20 protein-coding genes are annotated in these 21,052 nt (G+C 55.4%); 17 read left to right on the forward strand and 3 right to left on the reverse strand.

What is annotated here, in order from left to right; all coding sequences use genetic code 11:
- Nucleotides 1-66 precede the first annotated feature (66 nt).
- From acpP to ptsG, 8 genes are all read left to right on the forward strand, one after another.
- On the forward strand, nt 67-303 hold the full coding sequence (gene acpP / locus ACPXSQ_RS03735) for an acyl carrier protein (protein ID WP_003849865.1): 237 nt from the start codon (nt 67-69) through the stop codon (nt 301-303).
- Nucleotides 304-388: 85 nt separating this feature from the next.
- Entirely contained in the window at nt 389-1,630 is a 1,242-nt protein-coding gene (gene fabF, locus ACPXSQ_RS03740; protein WP_013025368.1) for a beta-ketoacyl-ACP synthase II, read from the forward strand.
- Nucleotides 1,631-1,752: 122 nt separating this feature from the next.
- Nucleotides 1,753-2,568, forward strand: a complete 816-nt coding sequence (gene pabC, locus ACPXSQ_RS03745; protein WP_199226568.1) for an aminodeoxychorismate lyase — start codon at nt 1,753-1,755, stop codon at nt 2,566-2,568.
- Nucleotides 2,565-3,584 (forward strand): cell division protein YceG, encoded by a 1,020-nt coding sequence (gene yceG, locus ACPXSQ_RS03750; RefSeq protein WP_014593430.1) that lies wholly within the window; start codon nt 2,565-2,567, stop codon nt 3,582-3,584. Before pabC ends, yceG begins: the two co-directional genes overlap by 4 nt.
- Nucleotides 3,574-4,209, forward strand: a complete 636-nt coding sequence (gene tmk, locus ACPXSQ_RS03755; RefSeq protein ID WP_014593431.1) for a dTMP kinase — start codon at nt 3,574-3,576, stop codon at nt 4,207-4,209. The genes yceG and tmk overlap by 11 nt, the downstream gene beginning before the upstream one ends.
- Complete coding sequence (gene holB, locus ACPXSQ_RS03760; RefSeq protein WP_013025372.1) at nt 4,206-5,195, forward strand: DNA polymerase III subunit delta'; 990 nt, start codon at nt 4,206-4,208, stop codon at nt 5,193-5,195. Before tmk ends, holB begins: the two co-directional genes overlap by 4 nt.
- 15 nt (nt 5,196-5,210) lie before the next feature.
- Nucleotides 5,211-6,002 (forward strand): metal-dependent hydrolase, encoded by a 792-nt coding sequence (locus tag ACPXSQ_RS03765; RefSeq protein WP_426143767.1) that lies wholly within the window; start codon nt 5,211-5,213, stop codon nt 6,000-6,002.
- Between the two features lie 289 nt (nt 6,003-6,291).
- Complete coding sequence (gene ptsG, locus ACPXSQ_RS03770; RefSeq protein ID WP_015700554.1) at nt 6,292-7,731, forward strand: PTS glucose transporter subunit IIBC; 1,440 nt, start codon at nt 6,292-6,294, stop codon at nt 7,729-7,731.
- A gap of 103 nt (nt 7,732-7,834) precedes the next feature.
- On the opposite strand, the gene ACPXSQ_RS03775 is transcribed toward ptsG, so the two are convergent.
- A complete protein-coding gene (locus ACPXSQ_RS03775) occupies nt 7,835-9,409 on the reverse strand; it encodes a methyl-accepting chemotaxis protein (RefSeq protein ID WP_019105705.1) in 1,575 nt (524 codons plus the stop codon).
- A 410-nt stretch (nt 9,410-9,819) separates the two neighbouring features.
- Between ACPXSQ_RS03775 and hinT the strand changes: the two genes are divergently transcribed.
- From hinT to ACPXSQ_RS03815, 8 genes are all read left to right on the forward strand, one after another.
- Nucleotides 9,820-10,170 carry a purine nucleoside phosphoramidase gene (gene hinT, locus ACPXSQ_RS03780; protein ID WP_013025376.1) on the forward strand — a complete coding sequence of 117 codons (351 nt, stop codon included), beginning with the start codon at nt 9,820-9,822 and terminating at the stop codon, nt 10,168-10,170.
- A gap of 20 nt (nt 10,171-10,190) precedes the next feature.
- Nucleotides 10,191-10,562 carry a YcfL family protein gene (locus ACPXSQ_RS03785; protein ID WP_013025377.1) on the forward strand — a complete coding sequence of 124 codons (372 nt, stop codon included), beginning with the start codon at nt 10,191-10,193 and terminating at the stop codon, nt 10,560-10,562.
- A gap of 10 nt (nt 10,563-10,572) precedes the next feature.
- Nucleotides 10,573-11,169, forward strand: a complete 597-nt coding sequence (lpoB, locus tag ACPXSQ_RS03790; protein ID WP_013025378.1) for a penicillin-binding protein activator LpoB — start codon at nt 10,573-10,575, stop codon at nt 11,167-11,169.
- On the forward strand, nt 11,129-11,965 hold the full coding sequence (gene thiK / locus ACPXSQ_RS03795; protein ID WP_275233607.1) for a thiamine kinase: 837 nt from the start codon (nt 11,129-11,131) through the stop codon (nt 11,963-11,965). Before lpoB ends, thiK begins: the two co-directional genes overlap by 41 nt.
- 31 nt (nt 11,966-11,996) lie before the next feature.
- Nucleotides 11,997-13,037, forward strand: a complete 1,041-nt coding sequence (gene nagZ, locus ACPXSQ_RS03800; RefSeq protein WP_014593437.1) for a beta-N-acetylhexosaminidase — start codon at nt 11,997-11,999, stop codon at nt 13,035-13,037.
- A gap of 38 nt (nt 13,038-13,075) precedes the next feature.
- On the forward strand, nt 13,076-13,618 hold the full coding sequence (ycfP, locus tag ACPXSQ_RS03805; protein WP_014606124.1) for an alpha/beta hydrolase YcfP: 543 nt from the start codon (nt 13,076-13,078) through the stop codon (nt 13,616-13,618).
- A 212-nt stretch (nt 13,619-13,830) separates the two neighbouring features.
- A complete protein-coding gene (locus tag ACPXSQ_RS03810) occupies nt 13,831-15,135 on the forward strand; it encodes an NAD(P)/FAD-dependent oxidoreductase (RefSeq protein ID WP_210458880.1) in 1,305 nt (434 codons plus the stop codon).
- Nucleotides 15,136-15,423: 288 nt separating this feature from the next.
- Nucleotides 15,424-15,966, forward strand: coding sequence for a glycine zipper 2TM domain-containing protein (locus ACPXSQ_RS03815; protein ID WP_013025383.1), 543 nt, complete (start codon nt 15,424-15,426; stop codon nt 15,964-15,966).
- A 203-nt stretch (nt 15,967-16,169) separates the two neighbouring features.
- Here the strand turns inward: ACPXSQ_RS03815 and ACPXSQ_RS03820 are convergent, their stop codons facing one another.
- Nucleotides 16,170-16,601 carry a MarR family winged helix-turn-helix transcriptional regulator gene (locus ACPXSQ_RS03820; RefSeq protein WP_426142836.1) on the reverse strand — a complete coding sequence of 144 codons (432 nt, stop codon included), beginning with the start codon at nt 16,599-16,601 and terminating at the stop codon, nt 16,170-16,172.
- A 108-nt stretch (nt 16,602-16,709) separates the two neighbouring features.
- Between ACPXSQ_RS03820 and ACPXSQ_RS03825 the strand changes: the two genes are divergently transcribed.
- Complete coding sequence (locus tag ACPXSQ_RS03825) at nt 16,710-17,177, forward strand: carboxymuconolactone decarboxylase family protein (protein ID WP_029568640.1); 468 nt, start codon at nt 16,710-16,712, stop codon at nt 17,175-17,177.
- Nucleotides 17,178-17,291: 114 nt separating this feature from the next.
- Here the strand turns inward: ACPXSQ_RS03825 and mfd are convergent, their stop codons facing one another.
- Complete coding sequence (mfd, locus tag ACPXSQ_RS03830) at nt 17,292-20,741, reverse strand: transcription-repair coupling factor (protein WP_019105701.1); 3,450 nt, start codon at nt 20,739-20,741, stop codon at nt 17,292-17,294.
- Nucleotides 20,742-21,052: the final 311 nt, after the last annotated feature.

Here is a 21,052-nt window from a genome sequence, read left to right on the forward strand (position 1 = left end):
TTTTTCAACATTTTATACACTACGAAAACCATCGCGAAAGCGAGTTTTGATAGGAAATTAAATAGTATGAGCGATATCGAACAACGCGTTAAGAAAATCATCAGTGAGCAGCTGGGTGTGAAAGAGGAAGAAGTGACCAACTCTGCATCTTTCGTAGAAGACCTGGGTGCCGATTCTCTTGATACCGTTGAGCTGGTAATGGCTCTGGAAGAAGAGTTTGATACTGAAATTCCAGACGAAGAAGCTGAGAAAATCACTACCGTTCAGGCAGCGATCGACTATATCAATAGCCATAAAGGCTAATGAATATCTTCAGGCGGTCATATGACCGCCTGAGTTTTATGTTTGCCCCACAATAGTCATTTTTATCCCTCCCTGGAGGACGAACGTGTCTAAGCGTCGTGTAGTTGTGACTGGTCTTGGCATGTTGTCTCCTGTCGGCAATACCGTAGAGTCTACCTGGAGTGCTCTCCTTGCCGGTCAGAGCGGCATTAACCTGATCGACCATTTTGATACCAGCGCCTATGCAACACGTTTTGCAGGTCTGGTAAGAGATTTTAATTGCGATGACTTTATCTCTCGTAAAGATCAACGCAAGATGGATGACTTCATTCAGTACGGCATCGTGGCAGGCATTCAGGCCATGCAGGACAGCGGTCTGGTTGTGACCGACGAAAATGCAGGCCGGGTTGGCGCAGCAATTGGTTCGGGCATCGGGGGCTTGGGTCTTATTGAAGACAACCATACCTCTCTGGTGAACGGTGGCCCGCGTAAAATTAGCCCATTCTTTGTGCCTTCCACAATCGTCAATATGGTGGCGGGGCATCTCACCATCATGTATGGCCTGAAAGGCCCCAGCATCTCCATTGCGACCGCCTGTACGTCTGGCGTGCACAATATCGGTCATGCTGCACGTATCATCGCCTATAACGATGCCGACGTGATGCTGGCGGGCGGTGCGGAAAAAGCCAGTACGCCACTTGGCGTTGGCGGATTCGGCGCGGCACGTGCGCTGTCGACGCGTAACGAAAACCCCCAGGCGGCAAGCCGTCCATGGGATAAAGACCGAGATGGATTTGTACTGGGCGACGGCGCTGGCATTATCGTACTGGAAGAGTATGAGCATGCTAAGAAACGTGGCGCAAAAATCTATGCGGAAATTGTGGGCTTTGGGATGAGCAGCGATGCTTATCACATGACCTCACCGCCGGAAGACGGTTCAGGTGCAGCCGCTGCGATGATCAACGCGCTGCGTGATGCGCAGATGACGCCAGATAAGATTGGTTACGTCAATGCACACGGTACCTCAACCCCAGCCGGCGATAAAGCGGAAGCCCAAGCGGTGAAATCCGTTTTTGGTGCAGCAGCCAGTACGGTAATGGTCAGCTCCACCAAATCCATGACCGGCCATCTGTTGGGTGCGGCGGGCGCGGTTGAATCGATCTATTCGATTCTGGCCCTGCGCGACCAGGCGATTCCACCGACGCTGAACCTGGATAATCCTGATGAAGGTTGCGATCTTGATTTCGTTCCGCACACCGCTCGTCAGGTTTCGGGGCTGGAATACACGCTGTGTAACTCCTTCGGCTTCGGCGGTACCAACGGCTCGCTGATTTTCCGTAAAATCTAAACATTCCGTTTATGATTGCTGTAAAGGCCCGCAATGCGGGCCTTTTTTCTATCCAGCGGCGCGAAGAAACCGATAAAATCATGGCCATCGTCGAGCAACGTTCTGATACCGGAGAAACGGCAATGTGGATAAACGGCACTGAGCAATCCCAGCTGGCGGCCACCGATCGTGCCGTAGAGTTTGGCGATGGCTGCTTTACGACCGCCGCGATCGGCAACGGCAAAATCCTGCTGTTAGACAGGCACATGCAGCGATTGCAGCAAAGCTGTGAACGGCTGTGGCTGAATGGCGTTGACTGGCCCGCGCTGGCGCAGGAGATGCAACACGCGGCCAGCGGACATAACAGGGCAGTGCTTAAAGTCATCATCAGCGCGGGCAGCGGCGGGCGGGGCTACAGCCGCAGCGGTTGTAGCGGCCCCACACGAATCGTTTCGGTATCCCCCTGGCCTGCGCATTATGCGGCGCTACAGCAAACCGGCGTCAGGCTGGCCGTGAGCCCGGTCCGCCTGGCGCGCCAGCCTCAGTTTGCCGGCCTTAAGCACCTGAACCGGCTGGAACAGGTGATGATTCGTGCCCACCTTGAGCAGACCGACGCCGATGAGGCGCTGGTGCTTGACACTGACGGTTGGGTGGTGGAATGCTGTGCGGCCAATTTATTCTGGCGAAGCGGCGGCACGGTTTTTACCCCGGCGCTGGATCAGGCGGGCGTTGACGGCATTATGCGGCGCAGTCTGATAGCGGAAATGCGCGCCGCAGGTCAGATTTGTCAGGTGGTTCAGGCGGGACTGGCGCAACTCCAGGCAGCCGATGAGATTGTGGTATGCAACGCGCTGATGCCCGTATTACCCGTTCGACAACTTGATGCGCTGGCGTTTGAACAGCGCACCCTGTTTAACCAGCTACAGGTGAGCTGTAGAAAGATAATGGAAGCATCATGAGCCGAATCAAAAAAATAGGGGTGAGCGTTGTGGTCATCCTGCTCATCGCGGCAGCCGTGAGTTACTGGCAGGTTAAACAACTTGCAGCAACCCGGTTGACCCTTTCCCAGGAAACGATCTACACGCTGCCAGCAGGAACCGGTCGCGTTGCACTGGAAGCGCAGTTGGAAAGTCAAAAGATTATCCCTCACAGCATCTGGTTTGGCGCATTGCTTAAACTGGAGCCTGAGCTGGCCAAATTCAAAGCCGGAACCTATCGCCTTGAACCGACAATGACGGTCCGCAGTTTGCTGGAATTGCTCGCCAGCGGCAAAGAGGCGCAATTCCCGCTGCGGTTTGTGGAAGGACAACGCCTGCAAGAGTGGCTTAGCGAATTACGTAAAGCGCCCTACGTGAAACATACGCTGCCGGATGACAGCTATGCGACCGTCGCCAGCACGCTGAAGCTGGACGAAAAGGCGCTGGAAGGCAGTTTCTTTCCGGATACTTATCTGTATACCGCAAACACCACCGATGTCGCCTTGCTGGAACGCGCGCATCAGCGGATGAAAAAGACTATCGATGAAGTCTGGCAGGGCAGGATGGATAACCTGCCCTATAAAGATGCGCAGGAAATGGTCACGATGGCGTCGATCATCGAAAAAGAAACCGGTGTGAGTGAAGAGCGGGCTAAGGTGGCTTCCGTGTTTATTAATCGCCTGCGCGTGGGGATGCGTCTGCAAACCGATCCTACCGTGATCTACGGCATGGGTAACGCCTATACTGGCACGCTGACGCGTAAAGATCTGGAAACGCCGTCGCCGTATAATACCTATATCATTAGCGGCCTGCCGCCGGGGCCAATTGCGATGCCGAGCAAAGCCTCACTGATTGCGGCCGCGCATCCGGAAAAAACCAACTATCTCTACTTCGTGGCGGATGGCAAAGGTGGACATACCTTCACCACCAATCTAGCGAGCCACAACAAGGCCGTGCAGGCTTACCGGCTGGTGTTAAAGGAAAAAAATGGACAGTAAGTTTATTGTTATTGAAGGCCTGGAAGGCGCAGGAAAAACCACGGCGCGCGATGCGGTCGTTGCAACACTGCGGGCCAGTGGAATCGACGATATTGTCTTTACCCGCGAACCCGGCGGCACACCGCTGGCTGAGCAGCTCCGCGTGCTGGTCAAGCAGGGCATTGAGGGCGAGCAGGTAACCGATAAAGCGGAACTGTTAATGCTGTATGCCGCGCGCGTCCAACTGGTGGAAACAGTGATCAAGCCTGCGCTGGCGCGGGGGGCCTGGGTGATAGGCGATCGTCACGATCTCTCCTCCCAGGCATATCAGGGCGGCGGTCGCGGGCTGGACGCCGAACTGATGCGCACCTTACGGGATACGGTACTGGGCGACTTTCGTCCTGACCTGACGCTGTACCTCGATGTTACGCCTGAAACCGGGTTACAGCGTGCCCGCGCCCGCGGAGAATTAGACCGCATTGAGCAGGAGTCGCTGCGCTTTTTTGAACGCACGCGTGAGCGCTATCTGGCGCTGGCTGCCGCCGATGACAGTATCCTGACGATAGATGCCACTCAGCCGCTTGAGCAGGTTACAAGCGCGCTGCACGCCACCCTGACGGCCTGGCTGGCGGAACAGCGCGCATGAACTGGTATCCCTGGCTCAATCAACCTTACCGCCAGGTGATTGGTCAGCATCAGGATGGCCGTGCCCATCATGCGTTGTTGATCACCTCTCTTGACGGCATGGGCGATGATGCGCTGGTGTGGGGGATCAGCCGCTGGCTGATGTGCCTGCAACGCGACGGATTAAAAAGCTGTGGTCACTGCCATGGCTGCCAGCTGATGCAGGCAAATACGCACCCTGACTGGTACCGGCTTGAAGCTGAAAAAGGCAAAACGACGCTGGGTATTGATGCCGTGCGTCAGGTCACGGAAAAAATGTATCACTATGCGCAGCAGGGCGGTGCCAAGGTGGTCTGGCTGCCAGATGCGGCTCAGCTCAGCGAGGCGGCGGCTAACGCCTTACTGAAAACGCTGGAAGAGCCGCCAGCCAACAGTTGGTTCTTTTTAAGCTGTCGCGAGCCCTCCCGCCTGCTGGCAACGCTGCGCAGTCGCTGCATGGTGCTGACGTTACCTCCACCAGATGAAAATCACAGTCTGGCCTGGCTGAGAAAGCAGGGGCAACATGATGAGGCCCCGCTACTGGCCGCGCTGCGGCTCAGTGCAGGTGCGCCCGGTGCGGCGCTGACGCTGTTGGATGATGGCCTGTGGCAGGCCCGGCAAAAACTGTGCGATTCCCTGCCGGGTGCGTTGCAACAGGACATCCTACAACTCCTGCCCGTGCTGAACGCAGATAACAGCGCGGCACGGATTGGCTGGCTATTATCATTCATACTGGATGCGATGAAATGGCAGCAGGGCGCAACCCAGTGGCTGACTAACGTCGATCGTCAGGACGTGGTCGCCATGCTGGCGCAGCACTTCTCGCAAACGGCGCTCAATAACAGCGCTCAAGACTGGATGCGCTGCCGTGAATCGTTATTACAGGTTGCGGCAGTGAATCGTGAACTCCTCCTGACTGACAGATTACTGAGTTGGGCAGATAACCTGAAGCCCAGGTTACCCGGCTAAATGACTGAGAAAAATATGTTTATTGTTGATTCCCATTGCCATCTTGATGGCCTGGATTATGAGAAAAATCATCACGATCTTGATGATGTGATTGCCAAAGCGGCGGCGCGCGACGTCCGGTTCATGCTGGCTATCGCCACGACCTTACCCGGCTTTAGTACGCTGAAAGCGCTGGTGGGCGATCGTGAAAATATTGCGCTCTCCTGTGGCGTGCATCCGCTGAATCAGGAGGCGCCGTATGATGTTGAGTTATTCCGCCGCCTGGCCGCCGATCCTCAGGTGATCGCGCTGGGCGAGACCGGGCTGGATTACTACTATCAGCAGGAAACCAAAGCTCAGCAGCAGGACTCTTTTCGTGAACATATCCGTAGCGGAATTGCGCTGAATAAGCCGATTATCGTGCATACGCGTGATGCACGTGAAAACACGCTGGCCATTCTCAAGGAAGAGCAGGTTGAACGCTGTGGCGGCGTACTGCACTGCTTTACAGAAGATCAGGCGACGGCAGCAAAACTGCTGGATATGGGGTTCTATATCTCATTCTCGGGCATCGTCACCTTCCGCAATGCAGAACAGATTCGTGACGCGGCGCGCTACGTCCCGCTGGATCGCATTCTGGTCGAAACCGACTCCCCTTATCTGGCGCCTGTTCCTTACCGGGGCAAAGAGAACCAGCCTGCTTACACGCGTGACGTTGCCGATTATCTTGCGGTGCTGAAAGGCGTAGATATTGAGACGCTGGCCGCCGCCACCACAAAAAACTTTTCTACGCTGTTTCATGTGCCGATGAGCCGTCTTGGTGCCTGATTCAGAGTTATTTCAGACGTTGTAATAAATACGAGATTATGTTCGTTGACCCTGTTGTGATTCGACAGGGTCAACTTTTATTGGCTGAAAAATCAGCAAAAAAACCGCCGTTGTGGCCGGCTGCTGGCGTGTGATTGACGAAACGTGATAGCCGTCAAAGTAACGAAGGGTAATTTATTTTACCCTTCGTAATAAATCAAAAAGGCGGATAACGCCAACCGGTAAAGAACCTCCCTCTTTACCACGCGCACTGCGCGAAAAACGCACTCATACTCAGGAGTTTCACGCTATGTTCAAAAATGCTTTTGCCAACTTACAAAAGGTTGGTAAATCGCTCATGCTGCCGGTATCGGTTCTTCCGATTGCCGGTATTTTATTAGGTGTTGGTTCAGCGAACTTTAGCTGGTTACCTGCGGTGGTATCGCATGTAATGGCGGAAGCGGGTGGATCGGTCTTTGCCAATATGCCGCTGATTTTTGCCATTGGCGTGGCACTCGGCTTTACCAATAACGACGGTGTTTCCGCACTGGCAGCGGTCGTGGCTTACGGCATCATGGTGAAAACCATGGCGGTGGTCGCTCCTTTAGTCCTGCATCTGCCAGCAGCGGAAATTGAGGCAAAACACCTTGCCGATACCGGGGTGCTGGGCGGTATTATTGCCGGCTCCATCGCCGCGTATATGTTTAACCGCTTCTATCGCATTAAGCTGCCCGAATATCTGGGCTTCTTTGCCGGTAAACGCTTTGTGCCGATTATCTCGGGCCTGGCGGCTATCGCGATGGGGCTGGTGCTGTCGTTTATCTGGCCACCGGTCGGTTCAGCGATTCAGGACTTCTCTCAGTGGGCGGCCTACCAAAACCCGGTGGTGGCGTTTGGTATCTACGGCGTCGTTGAACGTGCGCTGGTGCCATTTGGTCTGCACCACATCTGGAACGTTCCTTTCCAGATGCAGATTGGTGAGTACACCAATGCCGCAGGTCAGGTATTCCACGGCGATATCCCTCGCTACATGGCGGGTGACCCAACCGCAGGTAAACTTTCTGGCGGCTTCCTGTTCAAAATGTATGGCCTGCCTGCCGCGGCGATTGCCATCTGGCATTCGGCAAAACCTGAAAACCGTGCCAAAGTGGGCGGTATCATGATCTCTGCGGCGTTGACCTCGTTCCTGACCGGTATTACCGAGCCGATCGAGTTCTCGTTCATGTTTGTTGCGCCAATCCTGTATGTCATCCATGCCATTCTGGCCGGTCTGGCTTTCCCAATCTGTATCCTGCTGGGCATGCGTGACGGTACCAGTTTCTCCCATGGCCTGATCGACTTTATCGTCCTGAGTGGTAACAGCAGCAAAATCTGGTTGTTCCCGATTATCGGTATGATCTACGCCGCGGTTTACTACACTGTTTTCCGCGTCCTGATCGTGAAGCTGGATCTGAAAACCCCTGGGCGTGAAGACAGCACAAGCGAACAGTCTTCTTCCGCGACCGGCGGTGAAATGGCGGGCAAACTGGTGTCTGCATTTGGTGGCAAAGAAAACATCACTAACCTGGATGCCTGTATCACGCGTCTGCGCGTCAGCGTGGCCGATGTAAGCAAAGTGGATCAAACTGAACTGAAAAACCTGGGCGCACGTGGCGTCGTGGTGGCCGGTTCAGGCGTTCAGGCGATTTTCGGCACCAAATCCGATAACCTGAAAACAGATATGGATGACTACATCCGTAACAAGTCATAAGGTCTGATGCCGTTCTGGCACGGCGAAAACAGCGTTGAGTCTCGGCTCAACGCTGTTTTTTTTGCCCGAAGTTAAGTCTGACAGGGCATCGCGCTTTAGCCTGTCAGTTTGCTTCGCGAGTCAAAAATTTTGAGGTAGTCTGCAACAGTCGATCGGATAACCGTTGCAACTGTGCCGTTGCGGTCGCCGTTTCTTCTACCAGCGCCGCATTCTGCTGCGTGTCGGTATCCATTTGCGCCACGGCAATACCGATCTGTTTCACACCGGTGCTTTGCTCATGACTTCCCGTGCTGATCTCAGCCACCAGGTCGTTGACGCGATGAATCTCTTTAATGACCGCCTTCATGGTTTCGCCTGCCACGCTGACATTGGTCACGCCGGTTTCGACACGTGAATGACTTTCTGTAATCAGCGTTTTAATTTCCTGGGCTGCCACGGCGCTGCGCTGCGCCAGGTTTCTGACTTCGCCCGCGACCACAGCAAACCCCCGACCTTCATCCCCGGCACGTGCCGCTTCCACCGCCGCGTTAAGCGCCAGAATATTGGTTTGAAAAGCAATGCTGTCAATGACGCTGATGATTTCGCCGATTTTGCTACTGCTGTCCTGAATGGCGCGCATCGTCTGCTCAACGTCAGACACTGACTGACCGCCGCTGGCCACCTTCTGAAAGGCGTTGCTGACCACGTCGTTCGCGATCCTGGCGTTGTCTGCATTGCTTTGTACGGCTGAGGACAGCTGCTCCATCGAAGCACTGGTTTCTTCCAGCGCTGAAGCCTGTGATTCCGTTCGTTGTGACAGATCGCGGGTACCCTGGGCGATTTCCGTCGAGGATTTGGCTACCTGTTCCGCCGCTTCCTGAACCTCACTGATCAGGTCGCGGATGTGCTGGCGCATCACGGATAACTGGTAAATCAGGCTGGAGGTATCCCCGGCTTTAATGGCGTTGTGCTCATAAAGATGACCGTCGGCGATCAGGCCCGCCACTCTGACGGCAACGTCAGGCTCGGCACCCAGCTGCTTCATAACGGAAAAAAATATCAGCGTGCCCAGTGCGCCGCCGGCGATAAAGGTCAGGCTAATTAACAGAATCAACATCAAGGAGGTTCGGTCAATATGGGAAACGTTGTCGTCAATGATCTGGCTGACGGACGCATTGTAGATCTTTACGGCTTCTAACAGGGGATCCCGGACCGCGACATGTAAACGATCTGTCGTCGTTGCGATTTCCTTTAGCGCTCCTGCCACATTGTTTTCGTTGGCAAGGGCGTAGACGCGTTGCATGGACGCCAGGTAGTCAGGCCAGGCCTGCAACACTTTCTGCGTGATAGCAACCAGCGCCGGATCCTGAGATTGCTTAAGAAAATCAATCGCATTTTGCACAGCTTGCTGAGACTTCTGGTTAAATTTAGAGGTGGTTTGGCGTGATTCAACGGGCGTGGCGGAGCTAACCGGAAAGACGTAAGCATAGGAACGGCGAAAATGCGTGGCCATCTCCCGGGCGGCAACGTTCATTATCTGCACAGGCTCCAGCCGGGAAGCGTAGAGCTGCTGTTCTGACGCAGCCAGCGACCGAAGTGAGTGAAGAGAGATCACAGCGATAACAACCATGGCGAGAAGGAAAAAAGCGATGAGAAAAATCAGGCGATGTGACAATTTGACACGTTGTAAAATGCTCATATTCAACATCCTGTTTAATCGTTGATGTAATCGTTTTCTTGACTGTCAGGCGTCGCGCATCACAGAAAGCAGGTTAACCCGACACGCTGTTGATAGTTTCGGCAGGTAGCATTGGTGGTTTATTGATCAATTGTTGCAACTTTTGTCCAGGTGTCTCCTGTAGAAACAAATGGAGCGGGGGTTCCCGTCGGACAGCCCTGCAAGCGCGCGTGTCAGGTCTGGCCGCAGGCAACATAAAGGGGGCGACGAGTGCAAAGGGGGCAGAGACAGGAGAGACGGTTTTTCGCATACGGGCGCTGTTAAATGCGTTAAACGCCGCCGGTCATAACAAGAAAAAGTCGCCTGAGGTTGAAAGAAAACGAATTTCTCCCGCATACTGAGGTATTACCTCAGGCTCAAGGAATTGCTTTATGGCTGAAGAAACTATTTTCAGTAAAATTCTCCGTCGGGAGATCCCCGCCGACGTGGTGTATCAGGACGAACTGGTAACGGCTTTTCGCGATATTTCACCCCAGGCGCCAACGCATATTTTGATTATCCCCAATATCCTGATCCCAACCGCCAATGACGTCGAGGCGGCGCACGAGCAGGCGCTGGGTCGGATGTTCACCGCCGCCGCAAAGATTGCGCGGGAAGAAGGCATTGACGAAGACGGCTATCGCCTGATTGTTAACTGCAATAAACATGGCGGTCAGGAAGTTTATCATATCCATATGCATCTGGTGGGCGGCAAGCCGCTTGGCCCGATGCTGTCACACTGATCCCTGAAGGGAACCTTGCTATGCGTTCATGGTTGATATGTCTGCCCGTGGCGTTGCTGAGCCTTACTGGTTGCAGCAGCGACAAACCGATGATTAATACATCGCAGTCACTGGTCATGGAGTCGTCTGTCCTCTCGGCGGGTATTATTACCGACGAGCCAACGCTGGATGACCATGACGGCCAGAAACGTGCCAGCAGCATACTTTACAATCAGCGTGAAACGCCGGTGGTTGTGCACTATCGTTACTACTGGTACGACGACAAAGGGCTTGAAATAACGCCGCGTGAACCGGCTCAGGTTGTCACGGTTCCCCCCAACGGAAGCGTCGCTGCGGTGTCGCAACTGGGTAATCTGACGGCCAGCAAGGTTCGTCTCTATATCTATCTCTGAGGACTGTTACGTGATTCGCAGTGTTAACCGTACTGGCGCGCTAATGATGGCGCTTATTCTTTCTGGCTGCGTGATGAAACAGCAGCAGCCAGCACCGGTCGAACCGACTCAGCCTGTGGAGCCGGTTCAGCCTGTTCCTCAGCCAGAGCAACCGATCCCCCAGCCTCAACCTGTTCCGCAACCGCCTAAGCTGGTGACGATTAACTGGGATGCCAGCGTGGAACCTTTGGTCGCACAAATGGTGCGTGCCGCCACGGTGACGCCGGGAAGCGTGTTGCTGGTCGATCGCATTAAAAACAGCACTAACGGCGCACTACAGGGTGAAAAGGCGACCAGTGCTATTCAGAACGCGTTGAATAACAACGGTAAGTTCACTCTGGTGTCGTCAGAACAGCTGGCGCAGGCGAAACAAACACTTGGCCTTTCGCCAGACGACAGCCTGAACTCGCGCAGCAAGGCGATTGGCCTGGCGCGTAATCTCAACGCGCAGTACGTGCTCTACAGCACGGCCAAAGGCGATGTAAAATCACCGACCTTACAAATGCAGCTGATGCTGGTGCAGACGGGTGAAATTATCTGGTCTGGAAACGGTGTCGCCCAAAATTAATGCGGCGCTTCTGCAACTGATCACGGCAACAACGGGCGGGCATCGGGTAACGGTAACACCGCTGGCAGGATTAACCGGGCAGAGCTGTCATATCGTCACACAAAACGAACGGCTTCTCCTCCGCCCGGCGCCACAGTCAGCGATACCTTTCGTTAATCGCCAGCGCGAAGGGCGCGTGCTGCGTAAATTGCGGCTGAGCGGCCTGGTGCAGCGCCCGCTGGCGGGTAACCGGCACGGCATTATCCTGCCCTGGCAGGACGGTGAGGTGATGAGCGATGCCGGATTCCGTGCTGCACGGCCTCAGGTACTTGCGCTATTGCAACGGCTACACCAGCAGCCGCTCACCGGTTACCGTTTATCCCTTTTGCCCCTGCTGTGGCAGTACTGGCAGCGTTGCCAGCAGCGACAGCACCGCTGGTTGCAGCAGCTACAACGACTAACCAGACAGGGCGAGCCGCGGCCGTTACGCCTTGCGCCGCTGCATATGGACGTGCATCCCGCTAATCTGATTCAGTCTGAACAGGGGCTGCACCTTATTGACTGGGAATATGCCGCAGACGGCGACGTGGCGCTTGAGCTGGCGGCCGTCTGTTTATCCGATCCCACTCAGCAAGAGCAGTGGCTACGTGACTATGCCGCGCTCATGCAGCTCCCGCTGACATCATTGCAACACCAGGTTTCGCGCTGGCAGCCCTGGCTGCATCTGTTAGTCGCCAGTTGGTATCAACTGCGCGCCGAACAGAGCGGCGATGCGCATTTACAACAGCTGGCTCAACAGAGCTGGCAGCAGATTTAACGGCTTTGTGCCGAGAAACAGGATTCAGGCTATGACAACAGGTTTTCCCGGCCCCTTGATGCTGGACGTCGAAGGTTTCGAACTGGATGCGGAAGAGCGTGAGATACTGCGCCATCCGCTGGTGGGTGGATTAATCCTTTTCGCCCGCAACTATCATGACCCCGCTCAACTGGCCGAGCTGGTGCGTCAGATTCGTGCCGCCTCGCCTACGCGCCTGGTGGTGGCGGTGGATCAGGAGGGCGGGCGAGTACAGCGTTTTCGTGATGGCTTTACGAATTTGCCCGCTATGCAGTCTTTTGCCGCGCTCAACGATATGACAACGGCAGGCGAGCTGGCGCAGCAGGCTGGCTGGCAGATGGCGGCCGAAATGATCGCGCTGGATATCGATATCAGCTTTGCGCCGGTGCTGGATATCGGCCATATCAGTGCGGCCATTGGCGATCGCGCGTTCCATGAGGACCCTGCGATTGCCCTGGCGATGGCGCGGCGTTTTATTGCCGGCATGCATGAGGCCGGAATGAAAACCACCGGTAAGCATTTCCCCGGTCACGGCGCGGTTAGTGCTGATTCCCACAAAGAGACACCGCGTGATGGCCGCAGCGAAGCCGAACTGCGCGAGCATGATATGGCGATATTTCGCACGCTGATCGGCGAGCAGGCGCTCGACGCTATTATGCCCGCACACGTGATCTATACGGAGGCCGATCCGCTCCCCGCCAGCGGTTCGCCTTACTGGCTGAAAACGGTGTTACGCCAGGAGCTGGGTTTCAAGGGCGTGATTTTCTCGGACGATCTTTCAATGGAAGGCGCGGCGGTGATGGGCAGCTATGCCGAGCGTGCGCAACAGTCTCTGTCTGCCGGATGCGACATGATTCTGGTCTGTAACGACCGTCAGGGCGCGGTAAGCGTGATCGATAATTTGACCGTGATCGAGGCAGAGCCGGTGGTGCAGTTGTACCATCGGGGAACCTTTAGCCGGGACAGCCTGAAGGCCAGTCGCCGCTGGAAACAGAATGCGCAGCAGTTAAGCGCGCTGCAGGAACGCTGGCTGGCGCATAAAGCGACGTGGTAATCACGGGTTGCCCGGTGTGATGATCTTCAAGGATAAACATGATTATTTATCTTCACGGTTTCGATTCATCCAGTCCGGGCAACCACGAAAAAGTGCTGCAACTGCAGTTTATCGATCCTGACGTCAGGCTCATCAGCTATAGCACGCGCCATCCCAAACATGACATGCAGTTTCTGCTCAAAGAAACCGATAAAATGCTCAGTCTGAGCGACGATCCGCATCCGCTGATCTGCGGCGTAGGGCTGGGCGGGTACTGGTCAGAACGTATTGGTTTCTTGTGCGCGATCCGCCAGGCGATTTTCAATCCCAACCTGTTTCCGTACGAAAATATGGAAGGCAAGATAGATCGACCTGAAGAGTACCTGGACATTGCCACCAAGTGCGTCAGCGATTTTCGCGAACGTAACCGCGGCCGCTGCCTGACCCTTTTATCCCGCCACGATGAGATTCTCGACAGCCAGCGCAGCGCCGCACTGCTGGATCCCTACTACCCGATCGTCTGGGACGAAAGCGAAAGCCACAAGTTCCGCAATCTTTCCCCCCATCTTCACCGACTGAACGCCTTTAAAACGGCAGATTGACGCAACCGGGCGCCCATGCGGTGCCCGATTGTGTTGTCGGCGTTGCCAGGAACTGTCTGCTAAATTTGATGTACATCAATTTTCTGAGGCCCATCGCTTCCCGCCATGCTATTCTGCCCCCAGATAGCGAAATTATGTCGCCAACCCTATGTTTATTAAGGTTTAATTTAACCATTGATTAACTTTTGGTTCACAATTTGAGGGGGTTTTTGTTGACTACATCTGTTAAGAAAATTGTCATCGTCGGCGGTGGCGCCGGTGGGCTGGAGATGGCAACGCAGTTAGGCCATAAGCTGGGTCGCAAGAAGAAAGCCGAGATTATCCTGGTTGACCGCAACCACAGCCATCTGTGGAAGCCGTTGCTGCATGAAGTGGCCACCGGCTCCATGGATGAAGGCATTGACGCTCTCAGCTATCTGGCGCATGCCCGCAACCACGGTTTTCAGTTCCAGCTGGGCTCGTTGACGAACATCAACCGTGAGAAAAAAGTCATCCAACTGGCTGAAGTCGTGAATTCGCAGGGGGAGGTATTGGTTCCCGAGCGCGAGCTGGCTTATGACACGCTGGTCATGGCGCTGGGCAGTACCTCAAACGATTTCGGCACGCCAGGCGTTAAAGATCACTGTATTTTCCTCGACAATCCGCAGCAGGCGCGTCGTTTCCATAATGAAATGCTGAATCTGTTCCTGAAATTCTCTGCCAGCGAAGGGGCGGTGGAGAAGGTGAACATTGCTATCGTCGGCGGCGGTGCAACGGGTGTTGAGCTGTCGGCAGAACTGCACAATGCAGTTAAGCAGCTACACAGCTACGGGTATAAAGCACTGGGCAGCGAGGCACTCAACGTCACGCTGGTGGAGGCGGGCGAACGTATTCTGCCTGCGCTACCACCACGTATCTCCTCTGCGGCCCATCAGGAGCTTAGCAAGCTTGGCGTACGCGTTCTGACACAAACGATGGTGACCAGCGCAGACAAGCTGGGCCTGCATACCAAAAGTGGCGAGTTTATTGAAGCCGACTTAATGGTCTGGGCGGCAGGGATTAAAGCGCCTGACTTTATGAAAGCGATCGGCGGGCTGGAAACCAATCGCATCAACCAACTGGTGGTGAAAGAGACACTCCAGACCACGCTGGATGACGACATCTATGCCATCGGTGATTGCGCGTCCTGCGCCTTACCCGGCGGTGGATTTGTGCCCCCGCGCGCGCAGTCCGCACACCAGATGGCATCCTGTGCGCTGGATAACATCCTGTTGCATTACCAGGGCAAGCCGCTCAAAGCCTATGTTTATAAAGACCACGGTTCACTGGTTTCTCTGTCACGCTTCAGCACCGTAGGAAGCCTGATGGGCAATCTGATGCGCGGATCGATGATGATAGAAGGGCGCATTGCCCGATTTGTCTATATATCACTGTATCGTATGCATCAGGTCGCGTTGCACGGTTATGTTAAGACCGGGCTAATGATGATCGTGGGCAGTCTCAACCGGGTCATCCGCCCCCGTCTGAAGCTTCACTAATCGCATCATCTGATTTTGTTTTAACCCGCTGATTTCATTGCTAACTTGTCTGTTATGCCTTGAAGTCAGCGCGGTATCCGGCCCCCTCATCGTCGCTCAGAACTCTCCGAAAACGTGGCACTAACGCTTCAGGCACGCTTTTCTTCCCATTGTCTGATATTGCAAAAGCTTTACATCTGTAAAACTTATCTCAACCAAACGGCGAGTCGCGCACGTCGGTTCTGCCAGAGCTGTAAGGGATTTCCCAGCGGCAGGAATGCGCGGTAACACTTTCAGGAGGAACTTCCTGTGAATAAATCAATGTTAGCGGGTATCGGTATTGGCGTGGCAGCGGCACTGGGTGTAGCCGCCGTAGCAAGCATTAACGTGTTTGATCGCGGTCCACAATATGCACAGGTGCTGTCAGCAACCCCAATTAAAGAATCGATTAAACAACCGCGTCAGGAGTGTCGTAACGTGACGCTGACGCACCGTCGTCCGGTTCAGGATGAAAACCGTATCGCCGGTTCAGTACTGGGTGCGGTAGCCGGTGGTGTTCTCGGCCACCAGTTTGGCGGCGGTCGTGGACGCGACGTCGCAACGGTAGCCGGTGCGCTGGCGGGCGGTTATGCGGGCAACCAGGTTCAGGGCGGTATGCAGGATCGCGATACCTACACCACCTCTGAACAGCGTTGTAAAACCGTGTACGACAAGCAGGAAAAAATGCTGGGTTATGACGTCACCTATAAGATCGGCGACCAGCAGGGTAAAATCCGCATGGAAAACGATCCCGGTACCCGTATCCCGGTTGACCGTAACGGACAGTTAATCCTGAACGGCGATAAAGCATAAGATCCAGGGCAAAGCTTGCCGCATTGCGGTCACACAGCACACCATGAAACACGAAAGCGCATCTCCGGATGCGCTTTTTTTATGGGTCACCATGAAGGCTTTACCAACCTGCGTGACCCGATGAAGCCGCCGGGCGAGCCGAACACAGCGATAAACCTTATTCTGCTGAGCGGTAAAGCGGTGCGCGCCAGACAACATCGCCCTCAGACCGGGTCAGTCGGTAAGGTCGCCACCTTCACCAGCCATCGCCGCACAGCGCCTTCGTCCTCAGAAGACAGATCGGCAAGCAGACCCGCTTCGGCCGCCTTAACGGCCGCTTTGCTCAGGGTCAGAACCTGCTGTCCTTCATCCGTCAGGCCAATAATCTGAATTCGACCATGCTCCTCGTGAGGGCGACGGTGGATCAGGCTTGCCCGCTCAAGGTTGCTGACAATCACGCTCATGGTTTGTGGCGTCAGCAAGGAGAGCCGGGCCAGTTCGGCACCCGATGCACCAGGGTAGGCTGCCAGCATCGTCAGCACGGAAAACTGGGGCAGAGTCAGGCCCGTGGCTTTCAGGGCATGTTCCATCCGCATCTTATGAACGGCATGCGCCTGACGAAGCAGATAGCCAATGTGGCCTTTTGTGCCGCGCATGCCTTCTCCAGGGCCGGGCAGCGACAGATTGTGCGATCCTGACTTGCGCATAATGTAAGAACTCTTATATTGTTGTTCGTGTTCTTATATTAACAGGCAGGATTGATTATGGCATCGTATTCTCACCACCGAAGCGACTGGTCTACATTTGAACAGGCTGCGCCCGAGGTCGTTGCAGCGCTGGGCATGCTGGGCAAGGCGGTTGACCACGCAGGCCTGGATAAAACATTGACCGAACTGATCAAACTCCGGGCATCGCAGTTGAATGGCTGCGCATTTTGCCTTCAGTTTCATCTTAATGTGGCGCGTAAAGCCGGGCTGGCTTCAGCGAAAATCGATTTAGTCGCGACCTGGCGCGACGCGGGCATTTATTCCGGGCGTGAAGCGGCCGCTCTGGCATGGACGGAGGCGCTTACGCTGATGGCACAGCAGCCGATTCCGGATGCGCTATATGATGAGGTCAGTACCCTGTTTACGTCGCAGGAGATGATTTTCCTGACCTCGGCAATTGGGGCGATCAACGCCTGGAACCGAATTGCAGGTGCGCTGCAGTTTGCTCCGCCGCTACCCAGATAAGTACAGGGCACGCCGTTCCGGATAAGCCTGTTTGCTCACGAGGCCGTCGGAAGGCAGGCATAAAAAAAGCCGCCCTGAGCGGGGCGGCTTCGCTTGATGCTGGTGGTGAGCGGGTTAAGAGGCGACCCGGTTTTCCATGAGCTGCGCCATAAACGACTGCACCCATTCCATACGCACCTTCCTTTCCGCCAGTTCACGGGTAAAGCGCAGGCGCGTCGGGCCTTCAAGCTTCCACTGCTTCGCATCTTTTTGCAGCAGGCCGATTAGCCAGGCAGGATCCACACTGTTTTGCGGCGCGAAATCAAAATAGCCACCTTTATCGCTGGCTTCGATTTTACGCACGCCAAGTGCTCTGGCCTTCATCCGCAACAGGGCAATGTCCAGCAGGTTACGGGCCGGATCGGGTAGCAGACCGAAGCGGTCGATCATTTCTACCTTCAGCTCCTGCAACTCGTCTTCTGCTTCGGCACTGGCGATGCGTTTATACAGCGACAGGCGCGTATTCACGTCCGGAATAAACGCCTCAGGCAGCAGGGCGGGCATACGTAACTCGACTTCAGTTTGATTGCTGGTGAGATCTTCGAGGGAAGGTTCCCGACCGGCTTTCAGGGCATCGACCGCATTTTCCAGCAGTTCCATGTAGAGTGAAAAGCCCAGCGTTTCCATCTGACCACTTTGTTCTTCACCCAGCAGTTCGCCCGCGCCACGAATCTCCAGATCGTGCGTCGCCAGGGCAAAGCCTGCGCCCAGATCTTCCAGCGAGGCGATCGCTTCCAGGCGTTTTTGCGCGTCGGTCGTCATGGCTTTCGGGTGTGGCGTCAGCAGCCAGGCATAAGCCTGGTGGTGCGATCGGCCTACGCGTCCGCGCAGCTGGTGCAGCTGCGCCAGCCCGAAGTGGTCGGCGCGCTCAATAATAATGGTATTGGCCGTTGGGATATCAATGCCGGTTTCAATAATGGTGGTGCAGACCAGAACGTTGAAACGCTGATGATGGAAGTCATTCATCACCCGCTCAAGGTCGCGCTCGCGCATTTGCCCGTGGCCGATGGCGACACGTGCCTCTGGCACCAGTTCCGTCAGGCGCTGAGCGGCTTTCTCAATGTTCTCAACATCGTTGTACAGGTAATAAACCTGACCCCCACGCAGGATTTCGCGCAGAATCGCTTCGCGGATCACCAGATCGTCAAATTCCCGAACAAAGGTTTTTACCGCGAGTCGACGCGCTGGTGGCGTGGCGATGATGGAGAGATCGCGCATTCCGCTCATGGCCATATTCAGGGTGCGGGGGATCGGCGTAGCGGTCAGCGTCAGGATATCGACATCGGCACGCATCGCTTTGATGCGCTCTTTATGACGCACGCCAAACCGGTGCTCTTCATCCACAATCAGCAAGCCCAGATCGTGCCATTTGATATCGCTCATCAACAGCTTATGCGTACCAATCAGAATGTCGATTTTGCCTTCGCTGGCTTCCTGCAGTATCTGGTTTTGCTCCCTGGCGCTGCGGAAGCGGGACAGCATTTCGATGCGCACGGGCCAGTTAGCGAAACGATCGCGGAAGTTATCATAGTGCTGCTGTGCCAGCAGCGTGGTCGGCACCAGCACCGCCACCTGCTTATTGTTTTCCACCGCCAGGAAGGCGGCACGCATCGCCACTTCTGTTTTACCGAAGCCCACATCGCCACAGACCAGACGATCCATCGCCAGCGGCTGACACATATCGCTTAACACGGCATTGATAGCCTGAGCCTGATCGGGCGTGGTTTCAAACGGGAAGCTTTCGCAGAAGAGCTGATACTGCTCGCGGTCGTGTTTAAAGGCATAGCCGCTTTTTGCCGCGCGCTGCGCATAGATATCCAGCAGCTCGGCGGCGACGTCGCGCACTTTCTCGGCCGCTTTCTGACGGGCGCGTGACCAGGCATCGCTGCCCAGCTTATGCAGCGGCGCGTTTTCATCGGCGCCACCCGCATAGCGGCTGATCAGATGAAGCGAGGAAACCGGCACGTACAGCTTGGCATCGTTGGCATAAGAGAGCATCAGATACTCGGCCTGGATGCCGCCGGCTTCAAGCGTGGTCAGGCCGATATAGCGGCCCACACCATGTTCAAGATGCACGACCGGCTGCCCCGGATGCAATTCCGCCAGGTTGCGGATGAGAATGTCCGGATTAATGGTACGGCGCGTATCCTGGCGGCGACGGCTGATGCGCTCGCCCAGCAGATCGCTTTCACAGATCAGCGCACGATGGCCTTGCGTATCCACAAAGCCACGCTCGCTGGCGCCGATCATCAGCGCATGCTCTCCGGCGCTGACTTCGCGCAGATGATGAATGGCCTTAGGGCGAATTTTGATGCGCGCCAGCAGCTCTTGCAGGCTTTCACGGCGGCCTTCGCTCTCCACGGAGAACACGACGCCGCCGCTGAACTGCTCCAGAAACTGACGCAGGTTATCCAGCGGGGCTTTCGCCTGGGCCTGAACCGATAAGTCCGGCAGAGATTCATAACCCAGGTTGGTGTTGGCCGCTTTGGCAGGCAAAACGTCATGGGTCATACGGATGCGCGGCCAGGCTTTCAGCTCGCTCATCAACGCATCCGGCCTCAGCCACAGCGTGGCGGGCTCAAGCAGCGGACGCATCGGGTCAACACGGCGATTTTCGTAACGCGCGTTGGCATCATTCCAGAATCGGTCTGCGCCGCCTTCCAGATCGCCGCAGTTAACAATCAGCGTATTATCAGGCAGATAGCTGAACAGCGAGGGTAACGGCTGTTCAAAGAACAAGGGTTGCCAGTATTCAATACCGGCGGGCAGGGTGCCTTTGCTCACCTGCTGATAAACATGCTCGGCTTCACGGCGAACATCAAAAATTTCACGCCAGCGGCTGCGGAAGAGCTCTATAGCGGCTTTATCGCTGGGAAACTCGTGTGCCGGCAGCAGATTGATGGCGGGAACGGCTTCCAGCGTGCGCTGGCTGTCGACGTCAAACAGGCGCAGGCTGTCGATCTCGTCATCAAAAAAATCAATACGGTAAGGTTGCTCGCTGCCCATCGGGAACAGGTCGAGCAGGGCGCCGCGGGTCGCGTATTCCCCGTGCTCCATCACCTGGTCCACATGGCGGTAGCCCGCCTGTTCAAGCTGATCGCGCAGGCGATCGCGTGACAGTTTCTGACCCTGCTGCATCACCAGCGCATGGCCGTGCAGGAAGCTGTGCGGGCAAACGCGCTGCATCAGCGTGTTGACCGGCATAATCAGCATGCCGCGCTGCAAGGTAGGCAGTTGATACAGGGTGGAAAGACGGGCCGAAATAATGTCCTGATGCGGTGAGAAACTGTCATAAGGCAGCGTCTCCCAGTCTGCGAGATGCGTGACAGGCAAATCGGTAAACTGACGAATCTCGTCCAGCAGTCGCAGGGCGGTTTGCGTATCGGGTGTAATCATTAACACCGGACCAGCATGACGCTCGGTAATGCTGGCACACTCAACCGCGTGCGCAGCGCCAGTCAGCTGGCCGAGCTGGCGTTGATCGCCAGATTTCACGGGCAGGGTATAGCGAGTCGGTTCGGACATGTGATCTCGAGGTTGCTCCATTTTTACCAGGGCGTAATCATTCCATAATACGCCATGGGGATCACCTCTGCGGTAAATTTTTCTACCGCTTCGCCTTTAGGCAGGCGTGGCTGAAGGGTTGCTGTGTGTAAATCTTTTTTGCGAACAAGGTCCGCAGGAAAGTCAAACGGGTACATCAGCGCGACGTTCATTGCCGTCATCACTTTAGGATACGGAGTATATCGGCTTGCGCGCTGAATAATCGTACGATTAACCCCCTCTTTGTAGCCTAATCCTGTGCATCGAACACTTTCCTAACCTATTCTGATACA

The sequence above is a fragment of the Pantoea sp. EEL5 genome (genome assembly GCF_049892805.1).
Lineage (GTDB): Bacteria > Pseudomonadota > Gammaproteobacteria > Enterobacterales > Enterobacteriaceae > Pantoea > Pantoea ananatis.